A 23,122-nucleotide genomic window follows, 5' to 3' on the forward strand; every position below is an offset into this window, starting at 1 on the left:
TTATGAATTCGGTAATTGATGCTGAAAACGGACAATGCTATGACTGAAATGAACTGAAACAGGCTGAAATATGACTTAAACTGACTATCTTGAGGACGGAATCAACAGATTAATTAGCTTTACAAAAATTAAAACAATGAATTTATTTGTAGCCGGCTTACCCTATGATGTAGACGATGCCGAATTGGAAGAAATTTTCGAAAAGTTTGGCAAAGTAGTTTCTGCTAAAGTATCGATCGATCGTGAAACCGGAAAAAGCCGTGGCTTTGGTTTTGTAACGATGCAGGAAGAACAGGATGGCAAAGATGCAATTGAATTGCTCAATGATATTACTCTCGGACGCAGCAGAAAACCATTGGTTGTGAAGCAGGCTGAAGATCGCCCCGGTGGCGGTGGTGGTAACAGAGGCGGCGGTGGCTACGGTGGTGGCGGTGGTCGTCCCGGTGGCGGCGGTGGTTATGGTGGCGGTCGCCCAGGTGGTGGCGGTGGCTATGGCGGCGGAAGCGGCGGTGGTTATAGTGGTGGCGGAGGCGGTGGCCGACGTTATTAATTTGTACGCAGTCAAACTAAATTGATACAATCCCTCTTCCCAGAGGGATTTTTTTGAGGTGTACTGATATAAGGCTGATGAATAAAAATAATATGTCGTAAAACCACGATGATATTTTCCGCAAAAAAATCGGTCAAATGTACCCGAGTAACTATTAAAAACTATTCAGAGATTTACATCAGTAATTAAGAATCCAATACCTGTAGAAAATCCGTACTCTATAAGAACTGACAGAAATTTAAATCCTTTGAAAACTAAAATGAATTCGTATCCGTGAAACCGATGATCCATCAACCCTATTAAAAAACAAAAAACAAGAGACACATTTACCGAATTGATGGAACAAAATTCCTGCAAGTCCCTCCGCTAAAATGGAGGGATTTGCTTTTGGATCTTACTCAGCATGATAAAAATGCAAAGAGATTGCAAAAAGAATACGATGAAAAAATATCATTTAGCATCAACCGTTATCTAACAACATGAAATTGTTTAAACAATTTATTCTTGGCGCAGCTGTTATACTCGCTTTGGGATTTCTTATACCCGAAAGGTTTGTGAACCCGGTTAAAAACGCAACCATACAAAGTTATAATCAACAATCATTCTGGGCTTATCCATGGGGAAGCTCTATAACACATAAAGGTGTTGACATATTTTCGAAAGAAGGAACTGATGTGCTTTCTTCAACAGGTGGCTTAGTTCTTTACACAGGAGAAATAAAAAAAGGTGGAAATATTATATTGATACTGGGACCAAAATGGAGATTACATTATTATGCACACCTGAAAGAAATCAAAACTTCAACACTTGCATGGGCTAATCGCAAAGAAATAATTGGCACTGTTGGCACAACAGGTAATGCAAAAGGGAAGGCGCCACATCTTCATTATTCTATTGAATCAATTATACCATTACCCTGGAGAAAAGATGATTCCATCCAGGGATGGAAAAAGATGTTTTATTTGAACCCAATTGATTATTTGAATACGGCTCAACATTGAGATTCAATTTTTATCGTTCAGGCCGCTTACAGCATCCCGATCGTATTAGATCTTATCTACATCGGGTATGATCACCACACTCTTCAAATTCGGATGATTATGTAAATTTATTTCCTGTGCAAGAATCATCTCTTTGCATTGATGAATAAGTTGTGCATCTTTCGGTAACTTAAACAACAGCTCCATGATGTATTGATTGCGGATGCGGTTCACCACCGGTTCTGCCGGGCCAACCATATAATTTACAAACAGTGGTTTCATATTTTCTGCCACGAGTTGAGCCGCAGCTTCCACTACTTCTTTGTGCTTATGCCTGAATGTAAGTTGAATGATGCGTGAAAACGGCGGATAGAAAAACTGTCGCCTGCCTTGGATCTCTTCTGCATAAAACGATTTGTAATCATGCGCTACCACGTACTTCAACACCGGGTGATTGGTATTAGCTACCTGTATCATTACTTTTCCCAGTGCATCTTTTCGTCCGGCCCTGCCACTCACCTGTTCCATCAACTGAAAACCCCGTTCATTCACACGAAAGTCGGCAAAGCTTAACAGACTATCAGCATCGAGAATACCTACCAGATTCACATGTTCAAAATCCAATCCCTTCACCACCATTTGTGTACCTACCAACACATCGATGCGATGCTGTTCAAAATTCTGGATCAACTGATCATGTGCTGTTTTGCCACTCACAGTATCATAATCCATCCTTGCAATTTTTGCATGCGGAATTAATTCCTGCAATTGCTCTTCCACTTTTTCGGTACCAAAATTCTGCTGCATAAAATCATGACTGCCGCAGGCTTCACAAGTTGTAACGGTTGGATAAATTGTTCCGCAGTAATGGCACTGCAATTTATTCTTGAACTTGTGATACGTTAAACTCACATCACAGTAACGGCAGTTGGGAATCCAGCCGCAGGCTTTACAAACCTGGTGCGGCGTATACCCTCTCCTGTTTTGAAACAAGATCACCTGTTTCTTTTGCAGCAATGATTCTTCAATTGCTTTTTGTAAAGCCGGCGCAATCATTACTTTCTCTTTGGTTTGTTTGAAGAGTGGTTTGGTATCGATCAACTCAATGGCAGGTAATTCACCTTCACCATAACGTTCATTCAATTCAACGAGGCTGTATTTTTCCGTTTGTGTATTGTAATAGGTTTCAATAGATGGTGTGCCGCTACCTAACAATACTTTCGCACCGAACACAGTTGCATAATAAACTGCCGCATCACGGGAATTGTAACGTGGCGCAGGTTGTTGTTGTTTGTAACTGCTATCGTGCTCTTCATCACACACAATTAAACCCAGATCAGCAAAGGGAAGAAACAAGGAACTTCTTGCACCAAGCACCACTTTCATTTCGCCACTCTTGATCTTATTCCAGATCTCAATGCGCTCGTTCTGATTGAATTTGCTGTGATAGATGCCGATGTAGCCACCAAAATGTTTTTGCAGTCGACGAATGATCTGTGCAGTGAGTGCAATCTCCGGTAACAGATACAATACCTGCTTTCCCTTTTTAATATACTCTTCAATGAGTTTAATATAGAGTAACGTTTTACCGCTGCCGGTTACACCATGCAGCAGGCAAACAGGTTTCGCTTCAAACGAATTGCGTATTTCATCCAATGCTTTCTGCTGTGCAGCAGTTAACTCAAAATCGATCGATACATTTCTCGGCAGGTTTTGCAAACGATCAACAGAACGTTTTTCTAAAAACAAAATATCCTTCTCAACCAACCCTTTCAACTGCGCATCACTTGCACCGCTCTTTTTCAATAAAGCTGTTTTGCTTACTTCACCTTCTGTTTTTATGAGATGCAAATAACTAAGCAATAATTCCATTTGTTTGGGTGCACGGCTCCAGTTGTTGAGTAACTCGCTTAACTGATCTTCATTATCATATTGCGGATTCAGCAAAACAAATGTTTCTTTCTTAGCAGAATAAGTTTCTTTCAGCGATTCCCACACAAAGCATACACGCTTTTCAATCAATCGTTTCACCACAGGATATACATGCGATGTATCAAGTATCTGTTGTACTTCGGGCAACTTCAATTCTTTACGTATCAACAATGCTTCTGCCACTAAATATTCATCATGGTCGAGTGTAGTAAAATCTTCCCCGATCTCTTCGTTATAAACCAAAATGGTTTCGCTGCTGAGTTTAAAATGCGCTGGTAATGCAGCGGCCATCACTTCCCCTTCGGTACACAAATAATAATCGGCTATCCATTGCCACAACTTCAATTGTTCGTCGTGAATAATGGGTTCAACATCCAGCACATTTAGAATATACTTGGGATCAAAGGCCGCAGGTTTGTTATTGTGTAATGTTTTGATCACACCTGCGTATCGTTTTTTCCGCAGCTCCACTTCCACACGCACACCTACACGCACTTGTTCCTGCAATCGATCAGGAATACTCCAGGTATAGTTTTTTGGAAGGGCAAGTGGTATGATGACTTCAGCGTAAAGCAAGCCCCAAACCCCTAAAGGGGTGAACAACTCCGCAGATTTATCTGCACCATCGCTATCATCAACAAATAAATTCATGAGCCAATAAAATTAGGGAAGATGGGGAACACTCGGAGTTTGTATTTACTCCCCTTTAGGAATTGAGGGTTTTATCCAGCTTGCCTTATACTCAATCAACTTCTTCTCCATCAGCGTATATACTTTTTGTTTAAACTGCTCCACATCAAAAGGCGTATAACCTTCAGGAGAAATTTCTTCGAGATAAACAGTTCTTAGTTTGCCCGGAGTCATTGAGAAAACGCTACTCCAATGCAAACGATCAACCGAATCAAGAAATAACATCGGCTTGATGGGTGTTTCCGTTTCAATAGCCAAACGAAAAGCACCATCATAGAAATCGATTAATGGCTTGTCCGTCATATTAAAGGTTCCTTCTGGAGCAATATAAATAGAGATCTCTTTACTCAACACGCTCTTTAATGTCTTTACACTTTTCGCCCTGTTCTGAGCACTTCCTCTCAACACCGGCACAACGGCTGCATTATAAATAATTCCGAAGAGTGGTATTTTACCTGTTTCTGCTTTGCCCAAAATGCGTAATGGACTGCGGATTGCTTTCAGCATCTGCGGTATATCTATGTACGAATTATGATTGCTTACAAAAATATAAGGTTGATGTTCACGTATTTCATGTTCAACAATGCGAATATGAAAAATGCCGATCATGAATAACCACACATCGGCCCACCAATGTACAATGCGCATAACAGCGTTACCGCCTTTGATCTTTCCAAAGAAAGATGCAATGATCACAAAGGGAATAACTATGAACATCGTTACCACAAAAAGGATCATGGCATAGATGACGTAGATGATTTGCAGTGGTTTAAGTAAAATTTTCATGTATTTATTGTCATGTCGACGAAGGAGACATCTGTTTGGCTTTGTGCGAATGATCGGCAGATCACTTACTTACAACTCGGGCACTCCCATTCCTCATCCAGATCAATCACTGTTACAATGGTTAAATGTCGTTGCTTCGGTGCCACAATGATACGGACATGTTGGTTGTCTCTTGACGTATACCCTTCCAACGCATACTTCGGACCTTGTACTGCATCCAGTTCACTTTTCTTATAATTCACATCAGCCTTCTGCACAATTTCCTTTACTTCTTCCTGTGTGATGTGCCGGCATTTCATTCTGCAACGTGCATGCTTGGTGAAATAAAATTCCGACGAAGGATCACGAAAGACATCAAGATTTGATTTTTGATTATCTGTCTTCGCCTCTTCCCGCTTTGTATCTTCTGTACGGTCTTTTGTTTTTTGATTGTCGCTGCTGTTATCGGTACTGTTGCAACGACGGAGCATGACTGCTGCCAGCAGTAATACAATGAGTAAGAGATAAGGAAGTGATTTTTTCATTTTTGTATTTGCTGTACAATAATATTGTTTTTTGATGAAACCCACCCCCGAACGATGTTCCTAACCTTCTCTTCGCTCGTTTACCTCCAAGGAAGGGATAACGCCTTGATGAACGACTCTACAAATTCTATGAACTGCGGTTTCAGAATTAAACTGATTGATACAATTCGAAATGAGTTCATCACAACATCTTCTGAATCCTAAAAATCCTATAAATCATGGTTCAGACTTACTCTAACAAATACTTAATATCATCCAGCGTTAAACTCTTTACAAAACCTTCTTCAGCCGTGATAAGATCTTCGGCTAATTTCTTTTTACCTGCGGCCATCTTCATGATCTTTTCTTCAATACTGTCTTTACAGATCATTCGATAAGCAAAAACCTGCGATTGCTGACCGATACGATGTGTTCGATCAATGGCCTGGTTTTCGACAGCAGTATTCCACCACGGATCAAACAGGAATACATAGTCAGCAGCAGTTAATGTAAGACCGGCATTACCTGCTTTCAAACTCAAAAGAAATACCGCTACATCACTTTCTGCATGCTGAAATTCTGAAACCAATTCCTGTCGTTCTGAAATTTTTGTTTGTCCATCAAGGCGGATGTATTTAATGTTTTCTTTTTGCAAATCACGTTCCAGCAGATCAAGCATGGAAGTAAACTGACTAAAGACCAATGCACGGTGTTGCGGTATGATGGTTTTTAATTCATCAATGAGCACTTTTGTTTTGATACTGTCGTAAGCAAACACATCTTCATCATTCACCAGTTCGCAACTGTTGCAGAGCTGACGAAGTTTTGTCAATCCTGCCAGCACACTCATCTTGCCTTTGTTCAACCCGTTTTCACTGATGTCCATTAAAATATTTCCACGCACATTTTCTTTGATGCTTTCGTACGCTGCACGTTGATCGGTTTCCATTTCGCACCAAAGAATCGATTCTGTTTTAGCAGGAAGATCAGGCGCTGCCTGTTCTTTGGTTCTGCGCAATACAAACGGGCGAATCAACTTTTGCAATGCAGCAGCTTTTTCTGCATCGCCTTTTTGCTCAATGGGAATGGCATATTCTCTTCTGAAAAATTCGTTACTGCCCAATAAACCGGGTAACAGAAAATGCATCTGGCTGAAGAGATCGCTAGTGCCATTCATCACCGGTGTTCCGCTCAAAGCAATTTTTGTTTTTGCAACGAGTTGCCATGTTGCTTTTGTTATTTGCGCAGATGGATTTTTGATATTCTGACTTTCATCCACCACCACCGTATTCCACGGAATGGTTTGCAGCAACTCAACATCTTGTCTTAACGTACCGTAACTGGTAATGATGATGCGGTTGCTTTCATCTTTCAACTCCTCTTCGTCTCTGCCTGCACCATGAAACACAACAGCCTTTACAACGGGTGCAAATTTTTCTAATTCCTTTTGCCAGTTGTATAACAAACTTGCAGGAGCAACCACGAGGTGTTGATCCATTGGTTGCTCTTCAATTTTATGTAAGAGAAAAGCGATCGTTTGCAAAGTTTTACCCAAACCCATATCATCGGCTAAACAACCGCTGCCGCCAATTTCGGATAACAAACGTAACCACTCATATCCTTTCTGCTGATAAGGTCGCAATTGCTCAACAGTTAATCCTTTGGGTAATGCATACAATGCATCCTCTTGTTTTTCCCATTGCTTCCATTTACTGTACCACGCCGCACTGATATCTGTTTTAATTGATGCGTCGCCTAATGATGCTTCTTCCGTTGCTTCACTCATCAGCAACCACTTCGGCACCAGCAGTTCTTCTTTGCGCACTTTACCGTGACGGATCATCATGCCGTATTGCTTCAACCATTCTTCACCCAACACACCAAGACTACCATCTTTCAACATCACAGCTTTCTGTCCGTTCATTAAACTCTTTTGCAGGTAGTTCAATGGTATCGCTTCCTTTCCAAACTTCACCGTCATTGCTACACATATCCAGTTACCTTCCACTTCCTGTTTGCTGATTACTGTTTCTGCAATGTGCGGTGAGTAACGGAAATGCTTCATCAGATCAATACCAAGCAGGTCGATATTCAACTCAAGCAATTTGTGATATACTTTCAGAAACCAACCTTTCTTTTGCGCTTCTGCAAAATTGAGATAGAAAAACCCATTGCTTTGATTGGCGAACTTTTCATGCAGTGAACGAAGAAATTCCACCAGCTCTTCTTCTTTCAGTTTATGACGGACGATCGAAATAATTTTATCAGCCGATTGTTGCTTGGTCACTTCTTCAAACGGACCATCAACAACATATCCATCATATACAAAACGTGGTTCGAGTTTTAAAAATGTATTATTTAGTTCACTCAACATTACCTGTGGCTGCGGCTCTGCAATAAGCTCTTCACCTTTTGCAATGATCGATGCATCCACTTTCAATTCCCATTCTCTTAATTTATTCAGTACCTGTTCAAACGCAGTTGGATCGTTTGTTGTCCACGTTGTTGCATCCTGTTGCTGCAGCCATTCAATGGCATCATGACTTTTTGAAGTGAGTTGATAATAACATGCATCCACCTCTAACAAGAAATGAAAACGTTTGAATGCAGTTAACGGCATACGTTCTTTTCCCTTCACCACATATACTTCAAGCTCGTACCGATCTTCGTTTGTTGTAGGATGAAATGCAAGTTCAACAGGATATTTATAAAAAACACATTTCACCGTTTGTGCTGCGGGATGATAAAATTCAACGCCATTCAATTGTCGTACAGCACTCATCATCGATTGCAGTTTACGGGTCATAACTTTTTTCTGCATCAAGGCCCGTTCCTTTTCATCTTTGATGTATTGCGACTGACCAACAATATCAGCTTCTGTTTTTTGCCATTCCCATTTTGAAAAACTCAGCAGCGTTTTCATTCCGTCATCGTTTAAGTTGGGAAAGAAAACTTTTAGCTGTGCACGGTTCAGCGGTTGCTCACCCGGCATAACACCGGAGGGCGTTTTGATCAATTGCCTGATCTCCAGCATCGGTCGCTTGGTAAACAGATGTTTCGGCTGAAAGAGTAAATATGTTTTGGTATTGCGGTTGTCCATAGAAAAGAAGGGGGCAAAAATAAGGGGTTACATTATGGTTGCCAACCTTTTAAAAGCTGACAAGCAGGTAAATCTATCCACACTCTTCCTTGCGCTCCTTTCTCCATTCTTCGTTATCTTTGCAGCCCTCATGGCAGCAGCAAAATCAGTCGCATTTCACACTCTCGGTTGTAAACTCAACTACTCCGAAACATCCACACTCAGTCGTCAGATGGAGAGTGAAGGTTTTGAGAAAAAAGAGTTTGATGACCTGGCCGATGTGTATGTGATCAACACTTGCTCCGTTACGGATAATGCAGACAAAGAATGTCGTCAGCTTGTTCGTCGTATTCAACGCAAGTCACCTGAAAGTTTAGTGGTGATCACCGGTTGTTATGCACAGCTGAAACCAAAAGAAATTGCAGAAATACCCGGTGTTAATCTGGTGTTGGGTGCTGCAGAAAAATTCAATATTGTTTCGCACATTAAAGAACTGGCGAAAGGTGATAGTGCAAAGATCAGCAGTTGCGACATTGAGGATGTAAGTGGTTTCAATGCTTCTTATTCCATTAACGACCGTACACGTACGTTTTTAAAAGTACAGGACGGTTGCGATTATACCTGTTCGTTCTGCACCATTCCGCAGGCACGAGGTAAAAGCAGAAGTGATAATGTGGCGAACGTAATTGCCAACGCCAAAGAAATTGCAGCAGGTGGCAGTAAAGAAATTGTATTGACGGGTGTGAACCTTGGTGATTTTGGTAAAGGTGCTGATGGCAATGGTTCGCTTTCCATTTATAACCGTAAAGAAAATTTCTTTGATCTTATTCAGCAACTGGATGAAGTGGAAGGTATTGAACGTTACCGCATCTCTTCCATTGAACCCAACCTGCTTACCAACGAGATCATTGAATTTGTAAGCAGGAGCAAAAAGTTCATGCCGCATTTTCATATTCCCTTGCAAAGTGGAAGCAATACAATTTTAGGCATGATGCGCCGTCGTTATAAGCGTGAACTCTATGCCGAACGTGTGGCATTGATTAAAGAACTGATGCCGCATTGCTGTATTGGCGTGGATGTAATTGTTGGTTTCCCCGGCGAAACAGACGAACTCTTTCAGGAAACATTTGAATTCCTGCACTCACTCGATGTATCGTACCTGCATGTATTCACTTATTCTGAACGGGACAATACACATGCATTAACGCTCGGGCCTGTGGTACCTATGACCACCCGTTATGAACGTAACAAATCACTCCGCAATCTTTCTTACATGAAGATGCAATACTTCACACAGCAACATGCAGGTGAAACAAGACTTGTGTTATTTGAGGGTCATAGTAAGAATGGGATGATGGAAGGTTATACCGATAACTATATTAAGATCACTGTACCTGAGAAGAAAGAATGGGTGAATGAGATTGTGGATTGGAAGATATAAAAGCGAAAGGCTTTCAGATTTGAAAGCCTTTTTTGATATAATGATTTCGTTATTACTTCAACAACTCTTCAACATTACGCTGCAGTATTGCTTCCAGTTTCAACTCCACTTCCTTTTCATTTACCATCAAATCTTTCAGCGTTAATTTATTGAGAAGATTATCGAGCGTGTACTGAATCATTTTCCATAAGGAACGGGTGCTGCAATCAACCGAGTTGGTACACAAACGTCCGAGGCCTGTATGTGTATCACAAAACTGTTGATCGAACAACATACCACCCAATGCTTTCAACACATCGTTGATGATGATCTGCTCAGCAGGTTTCGCCAACACATAACCACCTTTGTAACCGGGCGTACTGTTGATGAAGCCTTCCATTCGCAGCGTGCGGCAGATCTTTGCCACATGTGGTTCTGTCAGCTTCTCTGCTTCACTCAACTGCGGAATACTCAGCCCTTCAACGGGATTAGCCGATGCAATGCGGATGAGGATCCTGATACCGTACTCTTCTGATGAAGTAATTTTCATGTGAGATGGTTTATGCTTGTGTTGCTAATGGATCTACCTGGTATAAATTTTTGAAATAAGCTCTTAACTCTTCACGTTCTGCTTCGGTTGATTGCTTTGTGCAATGTTCATTGTAAGCAGTGATCAATGCATCGGCAATGGTTCCCGCATCGGTTGTTTCAATCTGGTGACGTTGAAGATGTAACAACACCTGTCCGTCTTTCAACAAAATGATGTTTGGTGAAGAAGGTGTAACGCCACTGAGGTATTTCTCACGAAAATGCACAACCGCTTCTTTTTCCATCCCTGCAAAAAGTGTTGCTTTTATATCCGGCACTACATGATTAAAGAAACTCAGCAAGGCACCAGGGCGACTCACTCTTGCACTGCAACCGCATACGCTGTTCAACACAACCAATATTGTTTTTTCGGGATTACCTGCCAGTACTTTCTCTACCTCTTCCACCGTCATCATTTGTTCAAAGCCGGCATCTACCAATTCCTTTCGGTAAGGTGCAGCTATTTGTTCTGGATAGCTGGGACCTTGGTTACCCATTAAACTATCTAAAGAGATCATTGCCATATTCTAAATTTTTCTCACAGATTTCACTGATTTGCGCAGATGAAATCTATGGGTGATTGTTATTTTTTATTCTCTTGCCTTCAGGCAGGAGTAAGTCATTACATAAATCCTAATTCAAGTGCCGCCACTTCGCTCATCATACTCTTCTCCCACTTTGGCGTCCAGGTGATCATCACATTTGCGTCAGTCACTCCTTCCACTTCTCTTGTCTTTTGATCTACTTCCACAGGTAATGATTGTGCTGCCGGACAACTTGGTGCGGTTAATGTCATCGTGATATTTGCATATCCCTTATCATTCACATCTATATTATAAATCAGTCCAAGATCATAAATATTCACCGGCAACTCGGGATCGAATACCGTTTGCAGTTTCTCGATGATCTTTTCTTTGATATCTTCTTTGTTTAAACTCATCAGTTCTTACTTGCTTGTTGTGCTAAATAAACTGTTGCATCTAATTTCATTTGTTTCACCATGCTCAGCAAACCATTACTTCTTGTCTGCGCCAGGTGTTGCTTCATACCGATCTTATCAATAAAATCAAGTTTTGCATCAATGATCTCTTTCGGTGCATGTCCGCTCAACACACGAATGAGCAAACTCACCAACCCTTTTACAATTACTGCATCACTTTCTGCACGGTAGACCACTTTCCCATCTTTCAACTCACTCACCATCCATACAGTGCTCTGGCAACCTTTTATTTTATTCTCGTCTTTCTTATGCTCGTCTTCCAATGGTTTCAACTTCTTTCCCATGTCGATGATGTATTCATACTTTTCATCCCATGTATCGAACAGAGAAAAATCATCAACTATTTCTTCTTCTATTTCTGCTATCGATTTCACTTCACTCATCTTAATAACTTAATTGCTTTATGTAACCCTGCAATCATCACATCAATTTCATCTTTGGTATTGTACATCGCAAAACTTGCTCTTGTGGTACCGGGAATACCAAAGCGGTTCATCAAGGGCTGTGTACAATGGTGACCGGTACGTACTGCTACACCTTGATTATCCAACAGAATACCTAAGTCCTGCGGATGAACACCTTCCACTACAAATGATGCTACACTTACTTTATGCTTTGCCTGTCCAATTAAACGGATACCATCTATACTTTGCAATTCTTCCGTTGCATATCGTAACAGTTCTTCTTCGTGTAAACGGATCTGCCTCTTGCCAATGCGTTGAACGAAATCAATCGCTGCTTTTAATGCAACAGTATCTGCAATGTTGGGTGTGCCCGCTTCGAACTTATAAGGCAATTCGTTCCAGGTTGTTTTTTCAAACGTTACGTCTTTGATCATTTCACCACCACCCATGAATGGCGGCATGGCTTCTAGCAACGCTCTTTTACCATACAACACACCGATACCTGTGGGACCATACACTTTGTGTGAACTGATGGCGAAAAAATCGCAATCGAGTTCCTGAACATCAATATCCAAATGAACAGTTGATTGAGCGCCATCCAGCATTACAATTGCTCCAACCTTATGTGCAGCATCAATAATTTCTTTTACAGGATTGATGGTGCCTAATGAATTTGATGCATGCACCACAGAAACCAGCTTCACTTTTTCGTTCAGCAGTTTATGAAATTCATCCATCATCAGTTCACCATTATTATCAACAGGAATCACTTTCAGTTTTGCACCTGTCATTTCAGTGATCAACTGCCAGGGAACAATATTGCTGTGATGCTCCATACCGCTGATGATGATCTCGTCACCAGCTTTCAGATTTGTACGTGCCCATGTGTATGCAACGAGATTGATGCTTTCGGTTACACCTCGTGTGAAAATAATTTCTTCACGCTGCTTGGCGTTGATGAATTGCTGCACCGTATCTCTTGTTGCTTCGTAAGCAGCAGTTGCTTCTTCAGCCAGCGAATGAATACCACGGTGGATATTTGCATTAAAATATTGATAGTAGCTTGTTAACGCATCAATCACCTCAACAGGTTTCTGTGTAGTGGCTGCATTATCAAAATAAACCAAAGGCTTTCCTTTTACCTCACGCTTCAAAATCGGAAAGTGCCTTCTTACCTGATCTACATCAAACGCAATATGTAAAGCTGTTGTTGACATATGTTTCTTATTTGGGTGAGTCACCCCAAGGGTGGTTTACCCGCTGATGATTATATTTCAAAATCCAAACGCTCAGAAATGATCTGATCGACGTACTGACGGATCGGCTCCAGTTCAATCTTCTCCAAAACCTCAATGGCGAATGCATGAAGCAATAAAGCTTTAGCAGCTTTATCACCAATACCTCTTGACTGCAGATAAAACAATGCTTCATCATCCAGTCTGCCGATGGTACAACCATGTGAACATTTTACATCATCTGCAAAAATTTCCAGCTGTGGTTTAGTGTTCACAGTCGCAGTATCACTCAATAAAATATTCTTATTGCTTTGATAAGCATTCGTTTTTTGTGCATCCTGACGTACAAAAATCTTACCATTGAATACCGCCGTTGCATTTTCATCAATAATGCCTTTGTACAGTTCATTGCTTAAACTGTTAGGCATCTTGTTATCAACGATGGTATGATTATCTACATGCGTATCGCCTTTCACACAATACAAACCATACATATTGCTTTCGCAACCCGGCGCTTCTAAAATAAAGTTGAGATTGTTACGTATAACACCACCATTGAGTGTAATGGTTACGGAATTCACCTTGCTTACTCCCACCTGGCGCACATGTGTTGTTTTCACACAACTGCTGTGGCTGTCTTCGTTCTGAATTTTATATAAATGTACCTGTGCATTTTCTTCAACTACAATTTCAGAGATCTTGTTGATGAATGAATCACTTGTACCGATGGTCACTTCTTCTTCAACGATCTTTACTTCTGCATTCACCGCCACATGAATCAATGTACGTGGTTGCGATAATACATTCACTGTTCTTGCATCGTTGATATAATAGCAATACAATGGATGCTCTACTGATTTATTTTTCTTTATAGAAATAAACAAGCCCTGGTAAGCAAACGCATTGTTCAAGGCATTGATCCCATCTTTATGATAACCGGCACTATGACCAAGATTGCCATCAACAATTGATTTGTATTCGCCTTTCACCGCCTCGGCTAAAGGAAGAATTACCAATTCATCAACAGATGAGCGGATGTTCGAAAGTTCAGCATGATAAATACCGTTTACAAATACCAATTCATTGGCCGCTTCGTGACCGGGCAAACGAAACTCTTCCACATCCTTTGCAGTGATTGCTGTTGCACCTTCTGCATAAGAAAAATCTTTGTTAAGTACTGCACTGATGCGTGTGTACTTCCACTCTTCGTGCTTCACCGTAGGAATGCCCTGCTCATTGAACAGCTCCAATCCTTTTTGACTCAACGCTTTTAATGAACCATTGCCACTGAACGATTCTTTGCTGAGCTTATCTTGTATTAATTCTTTTAATTCTGACATCTTGTTTTTGTTTTTTACCACGGAGGCACGGAGTTCACAGAGAATTTTCTCTGAGTCTTTGTGTCTCTGTGGTTAACTTACGCTTCTACTTCTTCTCCCAATTCTTCTTTAATGAAATCGTATCCTTTTTCTTCCAGTTCAAGTGCTAATTCTTTACCGCCTGTTTTTACAATACGTCCTTTGTAGAGGATATGTACATAATCAGGAACGATATAATCGAGCAAACGCTGATAGTGCGTAATCACCAATGTGGCGTTGTCTTTTGATTTGAGTTTGTTCACGCCTTCTGCAACAATACGCAGGGCATCAATATCCAAACCACTATCTGTTTCATCAAGTATAGCAAGCTTTGGTTCAAGCATTGCCATCTGGAAAATTTCGTTACGTTTCTTTTCACCACCACTGAAACCTTCGTTCAATGAACGGCTTAATAAAGCCTGGTCAATATTCACAAGCTTCATTCTTTCTTTCATCAACTTTAAGAACGCAACTGCATCCATTGGTTCCTGACCACGATACTTGCGAATTTCATTCACCGCTGTTTTTACAAAGTTGGTGGTGCTTACACCGGGAATTTCAATCGGGTATTGAAATGCAAGGAACACACCTTCACGTGCACGATCTTCAGGAGAAAGTTCTAACAGATCTTTTCCTAAGAACTCAACACTACCGTCCGTTACTTCGTAATCAGCACGACCTGCCAATACAGAAGCCAAGGTTGATTTACCACTTCCGTTTGGTCCCATGATGGCATGTACTTCGCCGGGTTTAATATCGAGGTTGATACCTTTTAAGATTTCCTTCTCTTCAATCCTTGCCTGTAAATTTTTGATTGATAACATATACTTTGAAAATTGTGAATTTGAAAATTTGATTAACCAACACTTCCTTCCAATGAGATCGCCAACAGTTTCTGTGCTTCCACAGCAAACTCCATCGGCAGTTGATTCATTACTTCTTTAGCAAAACCATTAATGATCAATGCAACTGCAGTCTCCGTATCTAAACCACGTTGGTTACAATAGAAGATCTGGTCTTCCCCAATTTTAGAAGTAGTGGCTTCATGCTCTACCTGTGCAGTGCTGTTCTTTACTTCAATGTAAGGGAACGTGTGTGCGCCGCATTTATCACCAAGTAACAAACTATCACACTGCGAGAAGTTTCTTGCATTGGTGGCGTTCTTACCAACCTGCACCAAACCACGATAGGAGTTTTGACTAAAGCCGGCAGAAATACCTTTCGATACAATACGACTTCTCGTGTTCTTACCAATGTGCATCATCTTGGTACCGGTATCGGCTTGCTGATGATTATTAGTAACAGCAACAGAATAAAATTCACCTTGGCTGTTATCGCCTTTTAATATAACAGATGGATATTTCCATGTAACAGCAGAACCGGTTTCAACCTGTGTCCAACTGATCTTTGAATTTACACCTGCACAAATACCACGCTTTGTAACGAAGTTGAAGATACCACCCTTGCCATCTTTATCGCCAGGGTACCAGTTTTGTACGGTTGAATATTTTACTTCTGCATTATCGAGTGCTACAATTTCAACAACAGCAGCATGCAATTGATTTTCATCACGCATGGGAGCTGTACAACCTTCGAGGTAACTTACATAGCTGCCTTCTTCTGCAACGATCAATGTACGCTCAAACTGTCCGGTGTTTTCTGCATTGATACGGAAGTAAGTGCTTAACTCCATCGGGCTTTTCACTCCTTTTGGAATGTAACAGAAACTACCATCGCTGAATACCGCACTGTTTAATGCAGAGAAATAATTATCAGTCATCGGCACAACCGAACCCAACCATTTTTTGATGAGTTCCGGATGTTCCTGCACCGCTTCGCTCATGCTGCAGAAAATAATGCCGAGCTCAGCCAGTTCTTTTTTAAAGGTGGTTGCAATGGAAACGGAATCAATCACCGCATCCACCGCCACATTGCTCAAACGCTTTTGTTCATCGAGCGAAATACCCAACTTTTCAAACGTAGCTCGTAACTCAGGATCTACTTCGTCTAAACTGTTGAGCGTTTTCTTTTGCTTGGGAGCGCTGTAATATTTAATGGAATTGTAATCAACCTTCGGGTATTTCACATTCGCCCATTCCGGCTCGGTCATTTTTAACCAATGACGGTAGGCTTTGAGTCGCCACTCCAGCATCCACTCGGGTTCGTTCTTTTTGGCGCTGATGAAACGCACAATGTCTTCGCTTAGTCCGGGAGGCGCCTCGTCGGCTTCAATGTCGGTTACCCAACCATATTTGTACTCACTCAGGGCCGTTTGCTCCAGTGTATTGAGCATCTCACTCATGATTCGCTTTGTTTAATCTGTTTACCTAAAATCTTGAACAATTACTATCTATACACAAAAGTACAGATTAATCTATACGAAAAAGTATAGATAATGTTCGAAAAGCGGAAAATTTGGCAATTTGGGGAATGGATGTGGGGAAGTTGGGGCTGGGCCGGCCTGAAGTTTTGGGGAATTGGTGATTGGGAATCAGGAGTTGGGGCTGTGGACTATGAATCTTTGGGCGGCTGCGGTTCCGGCTTTTCGCTGTACCTCCGCTACGCTGCGGTGCCGCTGCAATCCGGCAGCCCGTAAGCAGAATATTTGTATCAGCCATTATTTTTTCCTGAAGCCGATCCTCTCCCGCTCATCCCACTTCCGTTCCGCCGCTTTTTCATCAAGCAGGTTTTCCATAGCATCGTAAATCTGGTTGAGTTGCACATCATGTTCACCTATTCGTTCCCTGATTTCTTTCAGCTGTTCTTTAAGATCACATTCTTTCAATAAAATTCTCCTGATTTCAACAAATGCCCGCATGATAGCGATATTCATTTGAATGGCTTTGTCACTACTTAGGATACCGCTTAGCATAGCTATCCCTTGCTCTGTAAAAGCATAAGGCATATATTTCCTGTTATGCCCACGGCCAGTTTTCAAGGTCACAATTTGTGACCTTGAAGAATTAGATCCCTCCAGTGTTTCTACCTGAAAACGAATGGATTCATAATCCTCAACAGTCAGTTGAAACATAAAATCTTTGGGAAATCTTGCAATATTCCGCTTTACGGACTGATTAAGGACTTTTGTAGGAACATCATAAAGGGCTGCCAGGTCAAAATCTAACATCACCCGTTCTCCCCTGATTTCATAAATACGGTTTTGAATACTTCTGATGATTTGCATAAGCAGGTGTTTTTGGAAAACCAAAATAGCAGGAAAAATTATGCTTTGCAAACAAGCGCCTGCAAAATATCAGATCTTCATTATAGCCTTCCTTCATCTTTTCATAACCTTTCCGTCATATTCCCTTAACAATCTCCCGCTACCATTGTCGCTCAACTAATAAACTTACAAAATGAGAAAACCCCTTTTACTCATCAGCAGCATTGTATTACTGAATGCCTGTAAAAAGCTCAGCACAGAACAAGAAAATTCGAAACAGAATAATGGCTTTGCCGCACGCCAGGAGTCACCCAGCTTTTCAGAAATAAGCAGTCTGGCTATTGGCGGCGGAACAGGTGCTGCCGAGATCAGCACGTTCGATCCTGAAACAAAAAAATTGTTCGTGGTAAACAACAGCGCAGGTAATAACCGTATTGAAGTTGTTGATCTGAGTAACCCAGCATCACCAGTAATTACTGGCAACATCAATATTGCGATCTATGGCGGATTGGTAAATAGTGTGAGTGTGAGCAATGGTAAACTTGCAGCAGCAATTGAAGCAATCCCTAAAACAAATAACGGTAAAGTGGTTGTGTTTAATACAACAACGCATGATGCTACTGCCGTTGTAACCGTTGGTGCATTACCGGATATGATCACCTTTACACCTAATGGAAATTTTATTCTTACAGCAAACGAAGGTGAGCCAAATGATACCTATACCATTGACCCGCTGGGCACAATTTCGATTATTGATGTAAATAATAATTATGCAGCCACAACGCTTGACTTCAGCATGTTTGCATCAAGAGCAGCTGAATTAAAAACAAAGGGTTTTCGTTTGTTTGGTAAAAATGCAAGTTTTGAACAGGATGTAGAACCTGAATACATTGCTGTATCAACCAACAGCAACACTGCATGGGTTACACTACAAGAGAACAATGGTATTGCTAAAATTGATCTCACTACAAAAACCATTACGGATATTTTTCCATTAGGGTTTAAGGATTATAACAACCCGATGAATACAATTGATCCAAGTGATCAGGATGGTGGCATCAACTTTGGTGCGTGGCCAGTAAAAGGAATGTATTTGCCAGATGCAATTGCAGTAAACAGTCACAACGGTGTGCCGTTTGTTTATTCAGCAAACGAAGGCGACGCAAGAGAATATGCAGGTTTGACGCCTGTTGAACAAAGAAGAGTAAATCATGCTTCAGTTATTCTCGACCCTGTTGCTTTCCCAAATGCAGCAGCCTTAAAAACAAATGCACAGTTGGGTCGCTTAAATATCACCACTACATTGGGCGATACTGATGGTGATGGTGATTATGATGAACTGTATTCTTATGGTGCACGTTCGTTCAGCATCTGGAATGGTTTAACAGGTCAATTGGTTTACGATAGCAAAAACCAGATCGATACCAAAGCTGCTGAACTCGGCAAATATCCTGATGGCCGTAGTGATGATAAAGGTTGCGAACCGGAAGGCATTACCACAGGTCGTGTTGGAAACAAGAGCCTTTTGTTTGTTGGTTTGGAAAGAGCCAATGCCGTAATGATCTACGATATTACAAACCCAACTAAACCGGTGTTCAGTCAATGGCTCAATACAGGTGTTGGACCTGAAGGTGTGTTATTTGTATCAGCCGATAAAAGCCCAAATGGTAAAAGTTTATTTATTGCCAGTAGTGAAACGGATGGTTTTATCAAAGTGTACTCTACAAACTGATAAAAGCATTTGCTTTATGTATATGAAAAGGCCACGTTAACGTGGCCTTTTCTATTTATACTGATTGATTATTATTTCTGCGGCTCTAATAATTTAAAGAACTGATCTAATTGTGGAAGAATCACAATTCTTGTTCTCCTGTTCAATGCCTTTCCTTCTTTTGTATCATTAGTCCCCACTGGGTGATATTCACCACGACCGGCAGCTGCCATCTTCGCCGGATCTAAACCATATTGTTTCTGCAATAAACGAACAATAGCAGTTGCACGTTTTACACTTAAATCCCAATTGTCGATCAATGATGCATTACCACGGAAAGGAACGTTATCGGTATGTCCTTCCACCATAAATTCAATATCGGGTTGATTCTTTAATACCAATGCAACTTTACCTAATACTTCTTTTGCCCGATCTGTTACATCATAGCTACCACTCTTGAATAATAATTTGTCGGAGATATCTATGTACACTACTCCTTTATCTACTTTAATGTTAATGTCTTCGTCTTCAATATTGCCGATGGCTCCTTTTAAGTTCATCACTAAAACCATATTGAGCGAATCTTTATAAGCCATTTGTTGTTGCAAGGTTTGAATGTATGCATCTTTTGCACCAATATTCTGTAACGATTGTTTGATGCTTTCGGCCTGTTGTTTGGAGATTACCGACAGATTTTCTAATTGCATTACAGCCTGTGTATAATTCTGCTTGATGTTTTCAATTTCTTTGTTGAGATCGGTAATGCGTTTGTTGAGATCTGCTTTTTCCCGCTCCAGTCCGGCTTTCTGGTTATTACAATCAGCCAATGTTCCCTCAAGCGTTACATAACGGGTTTGCAGTTGTGCATAGTCGGCCTGCGATTTTTTAAACTTCTTACTGCTAACACAAGATGTAAATAATAGTGCGGCGCAGATAACTGCAACCAGGTAATTCAGTTTCATAACATTCTTTTTAATAAATGATTAATGCAGATGCTTTTCGGGCATGCAGACGTAATTCCATAAATAATTTAATCGACGAAAATGTATCAACATACATTCATCAATGATTACTTATACGCCTGTACAGATAGTTTCAGCAATTACAATTGCTGTGCTGCACAAAGAAGGATAAAAACCTTGCCAAACTTTAAATGGAACCGTCAAAACTACAAAATCCAAGAATCTGTTTTTTATTTTGAATTCCTATTGAAATGTCTACGCCTTATTGCAAAGTATGCCTATCTGAAGTGGAATTTCCTTCCCACAATCACAATAATCCATGACTTCGCTCACTGGAAAACAGGGTATCATAACTGTATCTTCAATAGTTAACCGTTTATTCAATTAAAACTAATTTTTATGTTCAACGAAATAGAAAACCTAACTGCAATGAGTATGCCACGCATCGGCGATCCAGCTCCTTCGTTTACTGCAGTAACCACACAAGGCAATATTCATTTCCCCAACGATTATCAAGGTAAATGGATCGTACTGTTTAGCCATCCGGCCGACTTTACACCAGTATGTACCTCTGAGTTTATGACTTTCGCTAAAATGGAGCCTGAATTTGCAAAACTCAATACACAATTAGTAGGATTGAGTGTGGATGGATTATACAGTCATATTGCATGGCTGCGAACTATCAAGGATAAAATTGAATTTCGTGGTTGGAAAGATGTAGAAGTAAAGTTTCCTTTGATTGAAGATATTACAATGGAAATTGCCAAAATGTACGGCATGATACAACCCGGAGAAAGTTCTACTAAAGCAGTGAGAGCTGTGTTCTTCATTGATCCAAAAGGCATCATCAGAGCCATCATCTATTATCCACTTTCATTAGGTCGCAACTTTAAAGAATTGAAACGTGTGTTGATGGGTTTGCAAACAGCCGACAAACATGCAGTGGCACTTCCTGCCGATTGGATTCCGGGTGAAGATGTGATTGTGCCACCGGCAAACAGTTGCGGTGTTGCAAAGGAACGCATGGCCGGGAAAGAGAAAGATGTGTATTGTAAAGATTGGTTCTTCTGTATGAAACCATTGCCAAAAGAAGAACTGGAATTGGAAGCTGAATTGGTTTAATTGTCAGCGTTCAAATAAAAATCCCGGTTGCAGTAACCGGGATTTTTTATTGCATTATAATTTCATTTTTCAAAATGTCATCTCAGGTATTTCACCTTCTACGATCAACTTTCCTGCGGTCTTTGAAACAATCTCTTCCACTGAAACACCGGGAGCCCGTTCCAGTAATTTAAACCCATCGGGAGTTACATCCAAAACGGCGAGATCGCTGACGATTTTTTTCACGCATCTTATTCCGGTTAACGGCAATGCACATTGCGGTAACAATTTGCTTTCGCCTTTTGGATTGGTGTGCATCATGGCCACAATAATATTTTTTGCACTGGCAACAAGATCCATCGCACCACCCATTCCTTTCACCATCTTGCCAGGAATTTTCCAGTTGGCAATATCACCTTGCTCACTTACTTCCATTGCACCAAGTACCGTGAGATCAACTTTTCCTGCACGGATCATTCCAAAGCTCATGGCGCTATCAAAAAAAGCAGAGCCGGGTAAGGTGGTAATGGTTTGTTTACCTGCGTTGATAAGATCAGGATCTTCTTCTCCTTCAAACGGAAAGGGTCCCATGCCCAGCAATCCATTTTCACTTTGTAATTCTACATGAATACCTGCAGGAATATAATTCGCCACCAAGGTTGGAATTCCAATGCCGAGGTTTACATAGAATCCATCTTTTAATTCTTTGGCGATGCGTTGTGCGATTTGTTCTTTCGAGAGCGGCATAAATACAATTTGAAAATTTGAAAATCAGATAATTTGAAAATTGCGGGGATTACCTTGTGGTAAGTTTTGAAAAGTTGAAACAGTCATTTTCAAATTTTCAAATTGCCACATTCTCAAATTCGCTTTCTTACAGTTCGCTGTTCAATCCGCTTTTCATAATTCGTTCCTTTGAAAATGCGATGCACATAAATGCCCGGTGTGTGAATTTCGTTTGCATCTAACTCTCCCGGTTCAACCAATTCTTCCACTTCAGCAATAGTGATCTTGCCTGCCATTGCCATTAATGGATTAAAGTTTCTTGCGGTGTCTTTAAATATGAGATTGCCCATTGTATCGCCCTTCCATGCTTTTACAATGGCATAGTCTGCATCAAACGCATATTCAAGTAAATAATCTTTCCCGTTGAAATTCCGGACTTCTTTTCCCTCGGCTACTTCTGTTCCAACTCCAGCTGGTGTATAAATAGCAGGCATTCCATAACCGGCTGCCATGCATCGGGTAGCCAATGTTCCTTGGGGAATTAGTTCTACTTCCAATTCACCACTCAGCAACTGACGTTCAAATTCTGCATTTTCCCCAACATAAGAGGAGATCATCTTATTTACCTGCTTTTGTTTCAGCATTAAGCCAATACCAAAATCATCAACACCTGCATTGTTGGAAATGCATGTAAGGTGTTTTGTTCCTTTTTTTACTAAAGCGGAAATACAGTTTTCGGGAATGCCGCACAAACCAAAACCACCGAGCATAAGGGTTGCTCCATCGGGAATATCTTTTATTGCTTCATCGGCATTGGAAACAACTTTATTCATTGCAATCGTATTTGATTGCAAGATAAGCGAAGAATAGAAATGAACGCACGATTAAAAGCTGCGGGCAAACCCCTCCCAAAATAAGCAAGTGACGCACGCTT

General features: G+C 40.9%; 21 protein-coding genes. 5 read left to right on the forward strand and 16 right to left on the reverse strand.

All coding sequences use genetic code 11. The features are described from left to right. Positions 1–136 precede the first annotated feature (136 nt). Positions 137–550 carry an RNA-binding protein gene (locus VK159_RS00215; RefSeq protein WP_324228139.1) on the forward strand — a complete coding sequence of 138 codons (414 nt, stop codon included), beginning with the start codon at positions 137–139 and terminating at the stop codon, positions 548–550. Positions 551–1,029: 479 nt separating this feature from the next. Next, entirely contained in the window at positions 1,030–1,551 is a 522-nt protein-coding gene (locus VK159_RS00220; RefSeq protein ID WP_324228140.1) for a M23 family metallopeptidase, read from the forward strand. 45 nt (positions 1,552–1,596) lie between these two features. Here VK159_RS00220 and priA read toward each other — a convergent pair whose 3' ends face one another. The 4 genes from priA to VK159_RS00240 form a co-directional block, all read right to left on the reverse strand. Then, entirely contained in the window at positions 1,597–4,113 is a 2,517-nt protein-coding gene (gene priA / locus VK159_RS00225; protein WP_324228141.1) for a replication restart helicase PriA, read from the reverse strand. A 45-nt stretch (positions 4,114–4,158) separates the two neighbouring features. Next, positions 4,159–4,938, reverse strand: coding sequence for a lysophospholipid acyltransferase family protein (locus tag VK159_RS00230; protein ID WP_324228142.1), 780 nt, complete (start codon positions 4,936–4,938; stop codon positions 4,159–4,161). 65 nt (positions 4,939–5,003) lie between these two features. Beyond that, the gene (locus tag VK159_RS00235) at positions 5,004–5,462 is read right to left on the reverse strand and encodes a DUF4258 domain-containing protein (protein WP_324228143.1); all 459 of its coding nucleotides are present in this window, start codon (positions 5,460–5,462) and stop codon (positions 5,004–5,006) included. A gap of 229 nt (positions 5,463–5,691) precedes the next feature. Continuing rightward, positions 5,692–8,541, reverse strand: a complete 2,850-nt coding sequence (locus tag VK159_RS00240; RefSeq protein ID WP_324228144.1) for a DEAD/DEAH box helicase — start codon at positions 8,539–8,541, stop codon at positions 5,692–5,694. Positions 8,542–8,575: 34 nt separating this feature from the next. Between VK159_RS00240 and mtaB the strand changes: the two genes are divergently transcribed. Beyond that, positions 8,576–9,961 (forward strand): tRNA (N(6)-L-threonylcarbamoyladenosine(37)-C(2))-methylthiotransferase MtaB, encoded by a 1,386-nt coding sequence (mtaB, locus tag VK159_RS00245; protein WP_324228145.1) that lies wholly within the window; start codon positions 8,576–8,578, stop codon positions 9,959–9,961. A 52-nt stretch (positions 9,962–10,013) separates the two neighbouring features. Here the strand turns inward: mtaB and VK159_RS00250 are convergent, their stop codons facing one another. From VK159_RS00250 to VK159_RS00290, 9 genes are all read right to left on the reverse strand, one after another. Then, on the reverse strand, positions 10,014–10,490 hold the full coding sequence (locus VK159_RS00250; protein ID WP_324228146.1) for an Rrf2 family transcriptional regulator: 477 nt from the start codon (positions 10,488–10,490) through the stop codon (positions 10,014–10,016). Between the two features lie 10 nt (positions 10,491–10,500). Continuing rightward, the gene (locus VK159_RS00255) at positions 10,501–11,052 is read right to left on the reverse strand and encodes a BrxA/BrxB family bacilliredoxin (RefSeq protein WP_324228147.1); all 552 of its coding nucleotides are present in this window, start codon (positions 11,050–11,052) and stop codon (positions 10,501–10,503) included. A 98-nt stretch (positions 11,053–11,150) separates the two neighbouring features. Further along, the gene (locus VK159_RS00260; RefSeq protein ID WP_324228148.1) at positions 11,151–11,468 is read right to left on the reverse strand and encodes a DUF59 domain-containing protein; all 318 of its coding nucleotides are present in this window, start codon (positions 11,466–11,468) and stop codon (positions 11,151–11,153) included. After that, positions 11,468–11,911: a SufE family protein gene (locus tag VK159_RS00265; protein ID WP_324228149.1), complete on the reverse strand. Its 444-nt coding sequence runs from the start codon at positions 11,909–11,911 to the stop codon at positions 11,468–11,470. Before VK159_RS00265 ends, VK159_RS00260 begins: the two co-directional genes overlap by 1 nt. Next, positions 11,908–13,149 carry a cysteine desulfurase gene (locus tag VK159_RS00270; protein WP_324228150.1) on the reverse strand — a complete coding sequence of 414 codons (1,242 nt, stop codon included), beginning with the start codon at positions 13,147–13,149 and terminating at the stop codon, positions 11,908–11,910. Before VK159_RS00270 ends, VK159_RS00265 begins: the two co-directional genes overlap by 4 nt. A gap of 50 nt (positions 13,150–13,199) precedes the next feature. Further along, positions 13,200–14,507 carry a Fe-S cluster assembly protein SufD gene (sufD, locus tag VK159_RS00275; RefSeq protein WP_324228151.1) on the reverse strand — a complete coding sequence of 436 codons (1,308 nt, stop codon included), beginning with the start codon at positions 14,505–14,507 and terminating at the stop codon, positions 13,200–13,202. Between the two features lie 77 nt (positions 14,508–14,584). Further along, positions 14,585–15,349: a Fe-S cluster assembly ATPase SufC gene (gene sufC, locus VK159_RS00280; RefSeq protein WP_324228152.1), complete on the reverse strand. Its 765-nt coding sequence runs from the start codon at positions 15,347–15,349 to the stop codon at positions 14,585–14,587. Positions 15,350–15,381: 32 nt separating this feature from the next. Beyond that, positions 15,382–16,827, reverse strand: a complete 1,446-nt coding sequence (gene sufB / locus VK159_RS00285) for a Fe-S cluster assembly protein SufB (RefSeq protein WP_324228153.1) — start codon at positions 16,825–16,827, stop codon at positions 15,382–15,384. 315 nt (positions 16,828–17,142) lie between these two features. Continuing rightward, positions 17,143–17,709 (reverse strand): ORF6N domain-containing protein, encoded by a 567-nt coding sequence (locus VK159_RS00290; protein WP_324228154.1) that lies wholly within the window; start codon positions 17,707–17,709, stop codon positions 17,143–17,145. A 172-nt stretch (positions 17,710–17,881) separates the two neighbouring features. Between VK159_RS00290 and VK159_RS00295 the strand changes: the two genes are divergently transcribed. Next, a complete protein-coding gene (locus VK159_RS00295) occupies positions 17,882–19,420 on the forward strand; it encodes a choice-of-anchor I family protein (RefSeq protein ID WP_324228155.1) in 1,539 nt (512 codons plus the stop codon). A gap of 71 nt (positions 19,421–19,491) precedes the next feature. Here VK159_RS00295 and VK159_RS00300 read toward each other — a convergent pair whose 3' ends face one another. Continuing rightward, positions 19,492–20,361 carry an OmpA family protein gene (locus tag VK159_RS00300; RefSeq protein ID WP_324228156.1) on the reverse strand — a complete coding sequence of 290 codons (870 nt, stop codon included), beginning with the start codon at positions 20,359–20,361 and terminating at the stop codon, positions 19,492–19,494. Positions 20,362–20,760: 399 nt separating this feature from the next. Here VK159_RS00300 and VK159_RS00305 point away from each other — a divergent pair, with 399 nt between their 5' ends. After that, positions 20,761–21,483, forward strand: a complete 723-nt coding sequence (locus tag VK159_RS00305; protein ID WP_324228157.1) for a peroxiredoxin — start codon at positions 20,761–20,763, stop codon at positions 21,481–21,483. A gap of 69 nt (positions 21,484–21,552) precedes the next feature. Here VK159_RS00305 and VK159_RS00310 read toward each other — a convergent pair whose 3' ends face one another. Together VK159_RS00310 and VK159_RS00315 are read right to left on the reverse strand one after the other, a co-directional pair. Next, positions 21,553–22,209, reverse strand: coding sequence for a CoA transferase subunit B (locus VK159_RS00310; protein WP_324228158.1), 657 nt, complete (start codon positions 22,207–22,209; stop codon positions 21,553–21,555). A 113-nt stretch (positions 22,210–22,322) separates the two neighbouring features. Next, positions 22,323–23,021, reverse strand: coding sequence for a CoA transferase subunit A (locus tag VK159_RS00315; protein WP_324228159.1), 699 nt, complete (start codon positions 23,019–23,021; stop codon positions 22,323–22,325). Positions 23,022–23,122: the final 101 nt, after the last annotated feature.

The sequence above is a fragment of the Lacibacter sp. genome (assembly GCF_035299325.1).
Taxonomy (GTDB): Bacteria; Bacteroidota; Bacteroidia; order Chitinophagales; family Chitinophagaceae; genus Lacibacter.

Bases quoted from the DNA above. Each gene is read 5' to 3' on its own strand.
- VK159_RS00235 (WP_324228143.1), bottom strand. From the start codon at position 5,462: ATGAAAAAATCACTTCCTTATCTCTTACTCATTGTATTACTGCTGGCA.
- VK159_RS00255 (WP_324228147.1), bottom strand. From the start codon at position 11,052: ATGGCAATGATCTCTTTAGATAGTTTAATGGGTAACCAAGGTCCCAGC.
- VK159_RS00305 (WP_324228157.1), top strand. From the start codon at position 20,761: ATGTTCAACGAAATAGAAAACCTAACTGCAATGAGTATGCCACGCATC.
- priA (WP_324228141.1), bottom strand. From the start codon at position 4,113: ATGAATTTATTTGTTGATGATAGCGATGGTGCAGATAAATCTGCGGAG.
- sufC (WP_324228152.1), bottom strand. From the start codon at position 15,349: ATGTTATCAATCAAAAATTTACAGGCAAGGATTGAAGAGAAGGAAATC.
- VK159_RS00220 (WP_324228140.1), top strand. From the start codon at position 1,030: ATGAAATTGTTTAAACAATTTATTCTTGGCGCAGCTGTTATACTCGCT.
- VK159_RS00270 (WP_324228150.1), bottom strand. From the start codon at position 13,149: ATGTCAACAACAGCTTTACATATTGCGTTTGATGTAGATCAGGTAAGA.
- mtaB (WP_324228145.1), top strand. From the start codon at position 8,576: ATGGTTGCCAACCTTTTAAAAGCTGACAAGCAGGTAAATCTATCCACA.
- VK159_RS00215 (WP_324228139.1), top strand. From the start codon at position 137: ATGAATTTATTTGTAGCCGGCTTACCCTATGATGTAGACGATGCCGAA.
- VK159_RS00310 (WP_324228158.1), bottom strand. From the start codon at position 22,209: ATGCCGCTCTCGAAAGAACAAATCGCACAACGCATCGCCAAAGAATTA.
- sufB (WP_324228153.1), bottom strand. From the start codon at position 16,827: ATGAGTGAGATGCTCAATACACTGGAGCAAACGGCCCTGAGTGAGTAC.
- VK159_RS00290 (WP_324228154.1), bottom strand. From the start codon at position 17,709: ATGCAAATCATCAGAAGTATTCAAAACCGTATTTATGAAATCAGGGGA.
- VK159_RS00260 (WP_324228148.1), bottom strand. From the start codon at position 11,468: ATGAGTTTAAACAAAGAAGATATCAAAGAAAAGATCATCGAGAAACTG.
- VK159_RS00295 (WP_324228155.1), top strand. From the start codon at position 17,882: ATGAGAAAACCCCTTTTACTCATCAGCAGCATTGTATTACTGAATGCC.
- VK159_RS00300 (WP_324228156.1), bottom strand. From the start codon at position 20,361: ATGAAACTGAATTACCTGGTTGCAGTTATCTGCGCCGCACTATTATTT.
- sufD (WP_324228151.1), bottom strand. From the start codon at position 14,507: ATGTCAGAATTAAAAGAATTAATACAAGATAAGCTCAGCAAAGAATCG.
- VK159_RS00230 (WP_324228142.1), bottom strand. From the start codon at position 4,938: ATGAAAATTTTACTTAAACCACTGCAAATCATCTACGTCATCTATGCC.
- VK159_RS00240 (WP_324228144.1), bottom strand. From the start codon at position 8,541: ATGGACAACCGCAATACCAAAACATATTTACTCTTTCAGCCGAAACAT.
- VK159_RS00250 (WP_324228146.1), bottom strand. From the start codon at position 10,490: ATGAAAATTACTTCATCAGAAGAGTACGGTATCAGGATCCTCATCCGC.
- VK159_RS00265 (WP_324228149.1), bottom strand. From the start codon at position 11,911: ATGAGTGAAGTGAAATCGATAGCAGAAATAGAAGAAGAAATAGTTGAT.
- VK159_RS00315 (WP_324228159.1), bottom strand. From the start codon at position 23,021: ATGAATAAAGTTGTTTCCAATGCCGATGAAGCAATAAAAGATATTCCC.